Genomic DNA, 11,186 nt, shown 5'->3' with positions numbered 1-11,186 from the left:
AAGCCGCCACTGGTCATCATCGGCTCGGCTCCGCGGACGACGCGAGACGCTGATCAGCGAATTCCGCTCCGATCCACGGTGTTCGTACTATGACGCGGCCCTGCTCGACGTCTAGAGGAGGTGACAGTTCCATCACTAGGGACGTAGTCCTGTTCTCACCGTGATCGACCACCGACCGCTACAGGAGGCGTGGACGCGATGAACTGTCACTCGTCCGAGTGGACCGCGTCCAGCACCTCGAGGTAGCCGTCACTCACCCGCCACAGGGCGTCCGACACCGCCGTGAGCTTGCCGGGGCTCCAGCGCTTCTCCTCGTACGCACGGGTCTGCCGGCGCAGCGCCCGCAGGCTCACCGCCAGCTCGTCGCGCACCCGCGCCCGCAGCTCGTCCGCTCCCGGCGCGGGTGGGCGGACCTCCTCGCCGCGCCCGTCGGCGAGAGCGGCCAGGGTGTCCTGCGCCGTCCCGCCCTCCAGGTCCCACACGAGCGCCGGCCGGTGGACCACGTGGTTCCAGACCGGTGCGTGGGCCGAGCGCCACAGTGCCCTGAACGGGTTGCGCGACACCCTGGTCGCGTTGGCCCAGTGCTCGGCGCCCGTCGGCTCGCTCAACCACGGAACGTCGTCGACCGGCAGGTCGACCACTACGGCGATGGTCACTCGATCGAGATCACGTGGTGCACCGAGGATGTCCCCGGCCACCCACAGCCCGACCACCCGCAACCCCGGCAGGGCCGCCACCTCGCCGCACTTCGCCGCCAGCTCCTCGACCTGCCGCACCGCCCGTGACCACTTCACCCGCCCATCCTCACGCACGACCGGTCAGCACGGTAACGCGGACGTGCTCGGTGAACGGCGCGTGCGGCTCCAGCGCGTGCCGGACCCGCTCGGCGAACTCCGCCCGACCGGCGGGCGGCGGCAACGTGTCGACCGACAGCGCCGAGAACACACCGCCCACAACGGACTCCAGGTCCAGCGCTCCGCTGTAGTCGACCTGGTGGACGCCGACCCGGAACCCGGCGGCGGCGAGGCTTTCCCCGTACCGGCGCTGCGAATCGTCGTCGGTGCCGCACGTGTTGCCCGCCCGTTGGCCCAACCACTGCTCCAGGCACGTGCGCAACGCCCGCGACCAGTCGCTGTCCTGCAACCACAGCGGCGTCCCGTTGGTCAGCACGGCCACCCCGCCACCGGGCCGGACCAGTGCGGCCAGCTCGCCGAACAGCTCCTCGTGCCGCATCCAGTGCAGCGCCTGCCCGATCGTCACCACGCCGACCGACCCGTCACCGAGCGCGGCCCGCAACGCGGGCACGTCCGCGTCCGTCCCGACCACCCAGCTCAGGTTGGTCCGACCCGCCGCCGCGCGGCGGGCGTGCGCCAGCATGTCCGGCTCCGGGTCCACGCCCACCACGGCGCGGACCCGCTCCGCGAGCGGCACCGCCACCTGGCCGGTGCCGCACCCCAGGTCGATCGCGACGTCGTCGGGCGTCAACCCGAACGTCGCCACCACCGCGTCGAACACCTCCGGCGGATAACCCCGCCGGAACCGGTGGTAGAAGTCGGCCACCTCACCCGCGAAACCCAGTGCCATCCGCCCAGGGTGCCCGCGGCAGGCGGTGGGGCGCAGCGGTTGCGCTCTGGGCGCAACGAACCGGCCCGCGGGACCGCTGGGTATGTTTCGCCGCATGGAGCAGGTGGTGGAGATCTACACCGACGGCGCGTGCAGCGGCAACCCCGGACCGGGCGGGTGGGGCGCGGTGCTGCGGTACGGGTCGCACGAGCGCGACCTGTTCGGCGGGGAGTCGGCGGACACCACCAACAACCGGATGGAGCTGATGGCCCCGATCCGGGCGTTGGAAACGCTCAAGCGCCCCTCGGTGGTGCGGATCTACACCGACAGCACCTACGTGCGCAACGGCGTGCTGTCGTGGATGGCCAAGTGGAAGTCCAACGGGTGGCTGACGACGGCCCGCCAGCCGGTGAAGAACGTCGACCTGTGGCAGCGCCTCGACGTCGCCGCGGCGTCGCACCAGGTCGAGTGGCACTGGGTGAAGGGGCATGCGGGGCACCCGGAGAACGAACGCGCGGACCGGCTGGCGGTCCGCGGCGTCCGGGCGGCGGTGGAGTCAGAGCTGCGGGCAGACGTCGTACATGACGGCGAAGACCTGGGACGACGCGTCTGACCGGCCGGGTGGCAGGTCGAAGTAGGTCCGCGCCGCCTCCACGCAGGTGGCGAGCAGGTCGTTCTCGCTGATCAGGGTGGCTTCACGGGACTTGTTGGTCGCCAGGGCGGCGTCGAGTCCTTCCTGCTGCTCGCGGACGTCGGCGAGGACGCGCTCCCGATCGGCGCGGGTGGCGGCCACGCCGTCGCGCTCGGCGCGTTCGCCCAGGTAGAGGACGGTGAAGACGCCGGCGGTGAGGGCGAGCACGACGGCCAACGCGGTCAGCACGACCAGCGGGGTGCGGCTCGGGGCGGCAGCGGGCGGTGGCGGCGCGGACCGGTCGGCGACCGGTAACCGGTCGGCCGCCAGTGCTTGGTCAGGCGTGGGTGGTTGGTCGGCCGAGGGTGCTTGGTCGGGTGGCGGTGCGTGGTCGGGTGGCGGTGCGCGGTCGGGTAGCGGTGCGAGCACCGGGAACGGTTGGGTGGGGTGATCGGCTGGCGGTCGGCTTCCGGCGTGGTCATGCGTGGCTCCCCGCTCAGCAGTTGGCCGTGGCGCGACCGATGGCGGGCCCGAGGGCCGCGTCGTCGCCGTCCCGGGCCGCGATGATCGTGTCCTTGGCGGGCTCGGCGCACCGGCGCAGGTCGGCGTTGCGCGCCTCCAGGCCGGTGATCCGGTTCGCCACGTCGTCGTTCTGCGCGTCGGTCGCGGCGAGCCTGTTCTCGGCGTCGGTGAGCGACCGGCTGCTCTGCTCCAGGCGCTGCACCTCCGGCACGTGCTCACCCCGCGCGCCGGCGTACAGCGCGATCAGCGGCGCCGACGCGGCCGCGAGCACCACGACGAGCGCGGCCGGCAGCACCACCGAAGGTAGGGACGCCGGTCACCCCCGGCCAAGGCTCGTGCCCCCGGAAACTCCCACCACCTGCCCGGGACCGCGCCGAACCGGTCCGGGGACGGGCGGTCGCTAGGGCAGCAGCACGGTCGCCAGCCGGCGCATGCCCTCGGCGATCTCGGCGACCGTGTTGGTGGTGAACGACAACCGCAGGGTCGACCGGTCCGGTGTCGTCGCGTAGAACGGCGCGCCGGGCACGAACGCCACATCACGCTCCAACGCCGACGTCACCAACGACGCCGTGTCCACGTCACCGGGCAAGCTCAGCCACACGAACATCCCGCCGTCTGGATCGCTCCACCGCGTCCCGGCCGGCACGGTCGACGGCAGCGCGGCGATCATCGCGTCCCGCCGCTCCCCGTAGGCCGCGCACAGCCTGCGGATGTGCGCGTCCAGGTCGTTGTCCCGCAGGTAGACCGCCGCCGCGGCCTGGTCGACGGCGGACGTGTGCAGGTCCGCCGCCTGCTTCACGACCACCAGCGTGCGCATGATCGACTCGGGCGCGCGCAGCCAGCCGAGCCGCATGCCCGGCGCGCCGACCTTGGAGAAGCTGCCCGCGTGCAGCACCCGGTCGCTCATCGAGGCCAGCGACGGCGCCGGCTCGCCCCGGTAGCGCAGCTCGCTGTACGGGTCGTCCTCGACCACCCACAGGTCGTGCCGGTCGGCCAGCGCGGCGATCTCGGCCCGCCTGGCCGCGGCCAGCGTCCGCCCGGTCGGGTTGGCGAACGTCGGCACCAGGTACAGCAGCCGCGGCCGCTCCCGCTCGACGACGTCGGCCAGCGCGGCGGGGTCCACGCCGTGCTCGTCGCCCGCGACGGGCACGACCCGCGCGTCGGCGAGCCGGAAGCACTGCAGCGCCGCGAGGTAGGTCGGCTCCTCGACCGCGACCACCGCGCCCGGCTCCAGCAGGGCGGTCGCCACCAGCGCCAACGCCTGCTGCGAGCCGGACGTGACGAGCAGGTCGCCCACGCCGGTGGGCAGGCCGCGCCGGGTGAGCCGGTCGGCGACGGCGGCGCGCAGGTCGGCGTCGCCCTCGGTGGGCGCGTACTGCAGGGAACGCCTGCTCAACGCCCGGTCGAACGCCGCCCGCAGGCCGTCGACGTCGAACAGCTCGGGCGCGGGCAGGCCGCCCGCGAAGGAGACGACCTCGGGGCGCGAGGTGAGGGCGAGCAGGTCCCGGACGGGGGAACCGGCGAACGTGCGCGGCATGGGGGCTCCTCGGAGTGGTCGAGCGGTGAAGGTTCACGCGGTCGTGCCACGCATGAGGGCTGCACCGGGGTAGAGGCGCCGAGTTCATCCTAACGGGTGAGGTGGACCTGGAAGCGCACCGCGTGGAGCTCACCGGCTGCTGCTACCGCCGTTGCGGCCGTTCGCGTTGGCGCCGGTGGAGTTCTCCGGTGGCTCGGTAGTCGGTTCGACCACCTTTCCGGGTGAACATCTGTTCGAACTCTTCGATCTGCCGACGATTTTGTCGGACCCCTCCCGTACGACTTGGTGACAACACGGGAAGGGATCGGGATGTACGAGACGGTGGACGGTGTGCGCACCTGGTACGAGGTGCGCGGCGAGGGTGAGCCGCTGGTGCTGCTGCACGGCGGTTTCAGCGATTCGCGGGACTTCGAGGCGAACCTGGCGCGGTTGGCGGACCGCTTCCGGGTGTTCCTGGTGGACCGGCGGGGCCACGGGCGGACGCCGGACGTACCGGGGCCGGTGCCGCTGGACGTGCTGGCGGGCGACGTGATCGCGTTCCTGGAGCGGGTGGTCGGCGGCCCGGCGCACCTGGCGGGCTACAGCGCGGGCGGCGTGGTGGCGCTCGGCGTGGCGCAGCGCAGACCGGACCTGGTGCGCGGGCTGGTGGTGCTGAACTCGGGCTACTCCAAGGACGGCTGGCTGTTCCTGCCCGAGCCGGGCGGCGAGCTGCCGGGCGAGGTGGCCGACCGGTACGCCGAGGTGTCGCCGGACGGCCGCGAGCACCTGCCGGTGGTGGTGGAGAAGTTCGCCCGCGCCGCGCACGAGCCGGAGGCGGTCGACCTGGGCGCGATCACCAGTCCCACGCTGGTGCTGGGCAGCGATGACGACATCGTGCACCTGGAGCACACCGTCGCGATGTACCGGGGCATCGCGAACGCGCAGCTCTGCGTCCTGCCGGGCACGTCGCACCTGATGCTGTTCGAGCGGCCCGAGCTGTGCGCGTCGGTGGTGGCGGACTTCCTGACCGGCGCGCCCGCGCCGCTGATGCCGATCCGCCGGGCGGGGGTGAGCGCCTGATTGACACCCTACATGCCAGTACGGCTATATTGCCGTCATGGCATCTACGTTCTCCGTGCTCGCCGACCCGCAGCGTCGGTGGATCCTCGACGTGCTGCGGGAGGGTGAGCGGCCGGTCAACGACCTGGTCGACGGGCTGTCGCTGAGCCAACCCGCGGTGTCCAAGCACCTCCGGGTGCTGCGCGAGGCCGGGCTGGTGGAGGTCCGGCGGGACGCCCAGCGGCGGCTCTACCGGCTGCGGCCCGGGCCGCTGGCCGAGGTCGACGCCTGGCTCGCGCCGTACCGGCGGATGTGGGAGGACAGCCTGGACGCGTTGGAGCGCCGACTGGACGAGGTGGACTCGTGAGCACCGAGTTGCGGCGGATCAACGGCAAGCCCGTGCTGCGGTTCGAACGGGTGCTCGCGCACCCGCCGGCCAAGGTGTGGCGGGCGATCACGGAGCCGGGCGAGCTGGCGCACTGGTTCCCGGCGGCGGTGGCGGTCGACGGGCGGGAGATGACGTTCTCCTTCCCCGACCAGGTCACCACCGGCGAGGTGCTGGAGTCCGACCCGCCGAGGGTGTTCGCGTTCCGGTGGAACACCGACGTGCTGCGGTTCGAGCTGCTGCCGCACGAGCGGGGTTGCCTGCTGGTGTTCACGCACGTGCTGGGCGGCGAGCAGGGCGCGGCGCGCAACGCCGCCGGCTGGGACACCTGCCTGGCCGGGCTGGTGGCGAGGCTCGCCGACCGGCCGTTCGAGCCGCCGGCGGACGTGCGCGAGCCGGTGGAGCGCTACCTCCGCGAGTTCGGGCTGGACGAGGGCCGGTTCGACGGTGGCGTGGTGCGGTTCGTCCGCGACCTGGTCTGGCGCCCGCTGGACGAGGTGTGGTCGCTGCTGACCGAGGGCGAGCAGGGCGTGCCGCCCCGCGCCGCCAACCCGCACGTGCCGCCCGGCCCGCTGGTCGAGCGCACCGAGCCGCGCGTGCTGGCGTTCGACTCGCCGACCGGGCGGGTGCGCTGGGAGTTCCGGCACGGCCCGGACCAGGGCACGGAGGTCGAGCTGACGCACGTGCTCGCGGACCCGGCGTTCGCACCGCAGGCGTTGGCGGCCTGGCACGCGCACCTGGAGCTGTTCTTCGCGGCCCTGTTCGGCGATCTCCGCTGCCCGTGGCCGGAGGACCGGGTCGAGGAACTGATCAAGCACTACCGCGAACACCACTGACTGCAGGGGCCAACCGCCCGAGCACGGCCCGCTGAGCCCGCACGCCCAACCACCCACAGCCGAGACCGATCGCCGCCGCCTGGACCGACCGCTGCCACCTGAACCCTGGCGATGCCGCCCGAGCGCGAGCGCTACCGCAACCGGGAGTCCAGCCGGGCCAGGTGGTCGCGGCCGAAGGGGCCGTTCTCCAGGCCGTCCACCAGGACCTGCGGCAGGTCCGCGGTGATCTCGGCCGACTCCGCGGCGGCTGCCAGGGCGATGGTGGCGACCGTGTCCACGTCCCCGGTGAAGGCGACGCACTCGCGCAGCACCGCGCTCAGCGAACCGCCACCGGACAGCGCGGTCAGCGCCGCCCGCACGCTCATCACGCCCTTCGACCCGACCTTCCCGCGCCACGGCCGCGCCCACTCCCCCGAACCGAGCCGGTCGGCGATCCACGAGCCCACCTCCGCCACCGGACCCAGCGCATGGTGGCAGTAGTGCACGGCCAACGCCGCCGCCCGCGCCGCCGCCACCCCGTCCGGCGTGTCGTGGGTGACCCTGGCCTGCACGTCGGTGTGGTGCAGCACGTCCGCCACGGTCGGCAGCAGGCCGGCGGGGGCGGCGCGCATCGCCGCGCCGCTCTTGTCGCTGTCGGGCCGGATGCGGGCCAGGAACTCGTCGCCGGTGCGCACGGTCTCCAGGAATGCCTGAAAACCACTCGCGTACCCCTCCCGCGGGTCGCGGTGGAAGGCGGTCACGAACGCCGACGCCACCGACTCGGGCGTCCACGGCACGCCGGACGCCCGCAGTTCCGCCAGAGCCAGCGTCATTTGCGTGTCGTCGGTGTAGCTGCCCGGCGCGATGCCGTGGCGCCGCGGGTGCCGCACGTACCCGGCGAGGGTGTTGTGCCTGGTCACGAAGGACGGGTCGGCGTACTCGAAGCCCGCGCCGTACGCGTCCCCGATGGCCAGTTCGACGAGCATGCGGATCACGTTATCGCCCGCGTTATAACTGATTCGATATGTCCTGTTTCACCCGGACGGGTGGTAGGAATCTCCTGACCCAAGACACCCCTGTGCGCGAGCGATCGCGTGTCTTCGGAATCGAGGAACCCTTGCGAATCACCAGGTTGATCCCTGCGCTCGCAGCCGCCCTGCTGTCCCTGGTCGCTCTCGTCCCGTCGGCGTCGGCCGCGCCGGCGACGGCGGAGGGCGGCGTGACGCCGTACATCATCGGCGGGGGCTACGCGAGCAACGCCCCGTGGGCGGCCCGGCTGTTCTCCAACGGCAGGCAGACGTGCAGCGCGACCATCATCGCGCCGACGTGGATCCTGACCGCGAAGCACTGCGTCACCGGCGGCGGGCTGTCGTTCCGCATCGGCAGCCTCGACCAGACGTCGGGCGGCACCGTCGCCAACGGCGTGCAGACGACGAACCACTCGTCGGACCTCGCCCTGGTCCGGCTCGACCGCTCCGTGTCCGCGACCTACGCCCGGCTCGGCCAGCCGGGTTCGGTCACCGTCGGCCAGTCCGTGCAGGTCTACGGCTGGGGCGCGACGTCCCAGTGCGGCTCGGAGATCAACTGCCAGTCGCAGTACCTGAAGGTGGCGAACGTGACCGTCACCGGCGGCTGCACCGACGCCTACGGCGGCAGCGCGATCTGCGCCCGGCGCGGCAACGGCATCACGGCGGGCGGTGACTCGGGCGGTCCGATGATGGCGGGCGGCGTGCAGGTCGGCGTCGCGTCCACCAGCGACCGGCAGACCACCACCGCTTACACGAACGTGACCCGCTACCGGTCCTGGATCCAGTCCGTCGCCGGGGTCTGATCACCGCTGTACCGGCCCGCTCGCGCGATGACGTCACGGCACACCGCCGTCGCGCGAGCGGGCCACCGGCGTGCCCAGATCAGTCCACTGTGGACCTCTTCGAGTCGTAGCGGGAGCGCGCCGCCTCGATCTCGCCCTCGTGCCGGAGCACCCACTGTCCCAAGGGGACGACGAACTCCAGCAGCGAGCGGCCGAGCGCGGTCGCCGAGTACGTGACGCCGGCGGCCCTGCCCGGTCGCACGTGCCGGCCGACCAGGCCGTCGCGCTCCAGGTTGCGCAGCGTGCGGGTGAGGATGCGGCGGCTCAGCTCGTGCACCGCGCGGTCGAGTTCGTTGAACCCGCGAGGGCTTTCGGAGACCAGGCTGAGCACCAGCACGCTCCACTTGTCGCCGACGCGGGCCAGCAGGTCGGACACCGGGCAGGCGGCGCGGTCGGCCGCCGTGACCGGCACCGGGACCAGTGACATGGATGTGCCTTCTTCCGGGTCGTCGTGCCGCGGGCCAGGCTCCAGGTTATGGCGAACGCGGTGATCACGGGTGGCACGAACGGCATCGGGCGGAGCTTGGCCGAGCGGTTGGCGCGGGAGGGCCACCGGGTGGCGGTGGTCGGCCGGTCGGCGGACGCGCCGGCCGGGGTCGAGCTGATCCGCGGCGACCTGAGCACGCTGGCGGGCATGGCCGCAGTGGTCGCCGAGGTGGCGGGGCGGTTCGACGTGGTGGACCGGCTGGTGCTGGGAGCGGGCCGGTTCCAGCGCCGCCGGGTGCTCACCGAGGACGGGTTGGAGCACATGTTCGCGCTGTACGCGGTGAGCCGGTTCGTGCTGGTGGAACGCCTGCTGCCGGTGCTGGAGCGGTCCACGTCGCCGGTCGTGGTGAGCGTGTGCGGGGTGGCCGGGCCGCGCGGGCCCGGCATCCGGTGGGACGACCTGGCGCTGGACCGGCGCTACCGCGCGTCCTGGGCGGTCAGCCAGGGCTCGCGGGCGGCCGACCTGCTCGGCGCGGGCTTCGCCGACCGGCACCCGGGCAGCCCGGTCCGGTACGTGCTGCACAACCCGATGTTCGTGGACAGCGGCCTCGGCGCGCAGGTCGGCGGGCTGCGCGGCCGGGCGCTCGACCTGGTGGCGAAGCGGTTCGCCAGGCCGGTGGCGGACGCGGCGGACCAGGTCCACCGGTTCCTGGCGCCCCCGCCCACCGCGCCGCTCACCGCTTCCCGGGCGGGCCGGCCGGTCGACCTGGACCGGCCGGACCTCGACCGGACCGCGGCGGCCCGGCTCTACGCCCTGCTGGACTGCATCACCGCGAACTCCGCCGCCTGACCAGGGTCAGCAGCGCCAAGCCGCCCACCACCGCCAGCCCGCCGAGCGCGGCCAGCGGGCGCACGTCCACGCCGGTGGCGGCCAGGTCGTCGTGGTGCCGGGAACCGCCCGTCCCCTCGTCCGGCCACGTCGTCACTGCGGTGGTCGGAGCGCTCGTAGTGGGCGCGGTGGTCGTGGGCGCGGCGGTGGTGGGCGCGGCGGTGGTGGGCGTCGGCGAGGTCGTGGGCACAGCGGTTGTGGTGGTCGTGGCAGTGGTGGTCGTGGTGGTGGTGGTCGTGGTGGTGGTGGTCGTGGTGGTGGTGGTCGTCGTCGTGGTGGTGGTAGGCGCGGTGGTCGTGGTGGTGTCGACGCACGAGGGCAGGTCCCCGTTGAACGGGTAGGCGTGGAACTCCTGCCCGGTGTTCGCCGGACCGCCGTGGGTGAGCGAGCCGGTGGTGAAGAACCGGCCCGCCGTGCCCGGCACGGTCACCACCGCCGTGCTCCCCGGCTCGCCGACCAGCACGCTGCCCTGGAACTGCCCGAGGCCGCCGATGGTCACCGAAGTGGCCTCGGGGAAGTTCCACAGCAACCGCTCCCGCAACGCGTTGAACGGGCTGCTGTCGGCGAGGTCGCCGCTGTACGTCACGATCCGCCGCGCCGCGCCGACCAGGTTCACCAGCACCGTCGCGCCCGCCGGGATGCCGGCGAACTCGATGCCCTGCTGCCCGCCGCCGGCCGCCGCGAGGTCGAAGTCCACGGTGAACACCTGCAACGCCGACGTGCCGTCGCCGGTGAACAGGGTCCGGTAGCCCTCGTTCACCGCGGTGCCGGTGGCGACCGCGGTGGCGTAGCACCGGGAGGCCGCGGTCAGCTGAGCCGAGAGCCCGGCGTACGGCGCGAAGGCGTCCGGGTCCGGCGCGTCGGTCCCGGTGATCGCGCCGGTCAACGGCCCCGCGTGCCGCACCACGCCGCCCTCGGCGAGCAGTTCCTGCCCGTCGGCGACCGCCACCGCGCCGCCGGTGACCAGGAAGTCCGACCCGTCGGGCGGCGGCACGCGCGACCCCGCGCCGACGATGCCGACGTTGTAGACCTTCGAGCCGCCGGGGTCCTTGGCCTGGTCGAAGGTCCCGCCGACGACCACCCGCCCCTCGGCCTCGGCGGCGGCGTGGCGGACCAGGAAGTCGCCGCCGACGAAGATGTTCACCGCGTCGTCCCGGCCGGCGAAGTCGCCGTTGCCCACCGGCGGGAAGACGTCGGGGCACAGCGGTCCGAGGCACGGCCCGAGCCCGCCCGGCAGCGGTGCGGCCACCCCGACGCCCTGCAAGGCGACGGCGGCGACCAGCGCGAACGCGGCGAGGGGTCCGGCCAGGTGGGTGCGCGGCATGCACCCGATGCTGTGCGCGGTGATCCCCACCCGCCCGCCGGGACCGGCAGAACCCCTCGTCGGGGTGACGCCCGCTCACCGGGCCGTGCGCCACGGCGGCCGATCGTCGCGGTGAACCGGCGCGTCGAACGGGCGAAAGCCTTGCTGCGCCGGGTGATCCAACGCGACCGAGGTGTCCGTGGAGGT

15 protein-coding genes are annotated in these 11,186 nt (G+C 73.4%); 6 read left to right on the top strand and 9 right to left on the bottom strand.

What is annotated here, in order from left to right:
- Positions 1-206: 206 nt before the first annotated feature.
- Complete coding sequence (locus AB0F89_RS16690; protein WP_367137181.1) at positions 207-794, bottom strand: hypothetical protein; 588 nt, start codon at positions 792-794, stop codon at positions 207-209.
- Between the two features lie 10 nt (positions 795-804).
- Complete coding sequence (locus tag AB0F89_RS16685; RefSeq protein WP_367137179.1) at positions 805-1,584, bottom strand: class I SAM-dependent methyltransferase; 780 nt, start codon at positions 1,582-1,584, stop codon at positions 805-807.
- Positions 1,585-1,678: 94 nt separating this feature from the next.
- Here AB0F89_RS16685 and rnhA point away from each other — a divergent pair, with 94 nt between their 5' ends.
- A complete protein-coding gene (gene rnhA, locus AB0F89_RS16680; RefSeq protein ID WP_367137177.1) occupies positions 1,679-2,176 on the top strand; it encodes a ribonuclease HI in 498 nt (165 codons plus the stop codon).
- Here rnhA and AB0F89_RS16675 read toward each other — a convergent pair.
- The 4 genes from AB0F89_RS16675 to AB0F89_RS16660 form a co-directional block, all read right to left on the bottom strand.
- A complete protein-coding gene (locus tag AB0F89_RS16675; RefSeq protein ID WP_367137175.1) occupies positions 2,120-2,443 on the bottom strand; it encodes a hypothetical protein in 324 nt (107 codons plus the stop codon). The genes rnhA and AB0F89_RS16675 overlap by 57 nt on opposite strands.
- Positions 2,437-2,676: a hypothetical protein gene (locus tag AB0F89_RS16670; protein WP_367137174.1), complete on the bottom strand. Its 240-nt coding sequence runs from the start codon at positions 2,674-2,676 to the stop codon at positions 2,437-2,439. The genes AB0F89_RS16675 and AB0F89_RS16670 overlap by 7 nt, the downstream gene beginning before the upstream one ends.
- A 14-nt stretch (positions 2,677-2,690) precedes the next feature.
- Positions 2,691-3,014 (bottom strand): hypothetical protein, encoded by a 324-nt coding sequence (locus AB0F89_RS16665; protein WP_367137172.1) that lies wholly within the window; start codon positions 3,012-3,014, stop codon positions 2,691-2,693.
- Between the two features lie 102 nt (positions 3,015-3,116).
- A complete protein-coding gene (locus tag AB0F89_RS16660; RefSeq protein WP_367137170.1) occupies positions 3,117-4,253 on the bottom strand; it encodes a PLP-dependent aminotransferase family protein in 1,137 nt (378 codons plus the stop codon).
- Between the two features lie 309 nt (positions 4,254-4,562).
- Here AB0F89_RS16660 and AB0F89_RS16655 point away from each other — a divergent pair, with 309 nt between their 5' ends.
- The 3 genes from AB0F89_RS16655 to AB0F89_RS16645 are packed head-to-tail and all read left to right on the top strand — an operon-like array spanning position 4,563 to position 6,512.
- Complete coding sequence (locus AB0F89_RS16655; RefSeq protein ID WP_367137168.1) at positions 4,563-5,312, top strand: alpha/beta fold hydrolase; 750 nt, start codon at positions 4,563-4,565, stop codon at positions 5,310-5,312.
- 37 nt (positions 5,313-5,349) lie between these two features.
- A complete protein-coding gene (locus AB0F89_RS16650) occupies positions 5,350-5,658 on the top strand; it encodes an ArsR/SmtB family transcription factor (protein ID WP_367137166.1) in 309 nt (102 codons plus the stop codon).
- Positions 5,655-6,512, top strand: coding sequence for an SRPBCC family protein (locus AB0F89_RS16645; protein ID WP_367137164.1), 858 nt, complete (start codon positions 5,655-5,657; stop codon positions 6,510-6,512). The genes AB0F89_RS16650 and AB0F89_RS16645 overlap by 4 nt, the downstream gene beginning before the upstream one ends.
- A 131-nt stretch (positions 6,513-6,643) precedes the next feature.
- On the opposite strand, the gene AB0F89_RS16640 is transcribed toward AB0F89_RS16645, so the two are convergent.
- Positions 6,644-7,477: an ADP-ribosylglycohydrolase family protein gene (locus AB0F89_RS16640; protein WP_367137162.1), complete on the bottom strand. Its 834-nt coding sequence runs from the start codon at positions 7,475-7,477 to the stop codon at positions 6,644-6,646.
- A gap of 146 nt (positions 7,478-7,623) precedes the next feature.
- Between AB0F89_RS16640 and AB0F89_RS16635 the strand changes: the two genes are divergently transcribed.
- Positions 7,624-8,322 (top strand): trypsin-like serine protease, encoded by a 699-nt coding sequence (locus tag AB0F89_RS16635; protein WP_367137160.1) that lies wholly within the window; start codon positions 7,624-7,626, stop codon positions 8,320-8,322.
- 79 nt (positions 8,323-8,401) lie between these two features.
- Here AB0F89_RS16635 and AB0F89_RS16630 read toward each other — a convergent pair whose 3' ends face one another.
- Positions 8,402-8,788 (bottom strand): winged helix-turn-helix transcriptional regulator, encoded by a 387-nt coding sequence (locus AB0F89_RS16630; protein WP_367137158.1) that lies wholly within the window; start codon positions 8,786-8,788, stop codon positions 8,402-8,404.
- A gap of 48 nt (positions 8,789-8,836) precedes the next feature.
- Here AB0F89_RS16630 and AB0F89_RS16625 point away from each other — a divergent pair, with 48 nt between their 5' ends.
- A complete protein-coding gene (locus AB0F89_RS16625; protein WP_367137156.1) occupies positions 8,837-9,637 on the top strand; it encodes an SDR family NAD(P)-dependent oxidoreductase in 801 nt (266 codons plus the stop codon).
- Here the strand turns inward: AB0F89_RS16625 and AB0F89_RS16620 are convergent.
- Positions 9,615-11,000: a choice-of-anchor A family protein gene (locus AB0F89_RS16620; protein ID WP_367137154.1), complete on the bottom strand. Its 1,386-nt coding sequence runs from the start codon at positions 10,998-11,000 to the stop codon at positions 9,615-9,617. The genes AB0F89_RS16625 and AB0F89_RS16620 overlap by 23 nt on opposite strands.
- Positions 11,001-11,186: the final 186 nt, after the last annotated feature.

This window comes from Saccharothrix sp. HUAS TT1 (assembly GCF_040744945.1).
Lineage (GTDB): Bacteria > Actinomycetota > Actinomycetes > Mycobacteriales > Pseudonocardiaceae > Actinosynnema.
Note: the sequence above shows the minus strand (reverse complement) of the source record. Positions and strands in the feature narration are given on the sequence as shown.

Excerpts from the sequence above, each read along its gene's own strand:
- AB0F89_RS16685 (WP_367137179.1), bottom strand. The coding sequence starts at position 1,584 with ATGGCACTGGGTTTCGCGGGTGAGGTGGCCGACTTCTACCACCGGTTC.
- rnhA (WP_367137177.1), top strand. The coding sequence starts at position 1,679 with ATGGAGCAGGTGGTGGAGATCTACACCGACGGCGCGTGCAGCGGCAAC.
- AB0F89_RS16670 (WP_367137174.1), bottom strand. The coding sequence starts at position 2,676 with ATGACCACGCCGGAAGCCGACCGCCAGCCGATCACCCCACCCAACCGT.
- AB0F89_RS16660 (WP_367137170.1), bottom strand. The coding sequence starts at position 4,253 with ATGCCGCGCACGTTCGCCGGTTCCCCCGTCCGGGACCTGCTCGCCCTC.
- AB0F89_RS16655 (WP_367137168.1), top strand. The coding sequence starts at position 4,563 with ATGTACGAGACGGTGGACGGTGTGCGCACCTGGTACGAGGTGCGCGGC.
- AB0F89_RS16650 (WP_367137166.1), top strand. The coding sequence starts at position 5,350 with ATGGCATCTACGTTCTCCGTGCTCGCCGACCCGCAGCGTCGGTGGATC.
- AB0F89_RS16640 (WP_367137162.1), bottom strand. The coding sequence starts at position 7,477 with ATGCTCGTCGAACTGGCCATCGGGGACGCGTACGGCGCGGGCTTCGAG.
- AB0F89_RS16630 (WP_367137158.1), bottom strand. The coding sequence starts at position 8,788 with ATGTCACTGGTCCCGGTGCCGGTCACGGCGGCCGACCGCGCCGCCTGC.
- AB0F89_RS16625 (WP_367137156.1), top strand. The coding sequence starts at position 8,837 with ATGGCGAACGCGGTGATCACGGGTGGCACGAACGGCATCGGGCGGAGC.
- AB0F89_RS16620 (WP_367137154.1), bottom strand. The coding sequence starts at position 11,000 with ATGCCGCGCACCCACCTGGCCGGACCCCTCGCCGCGTTCGCGCTGGTC.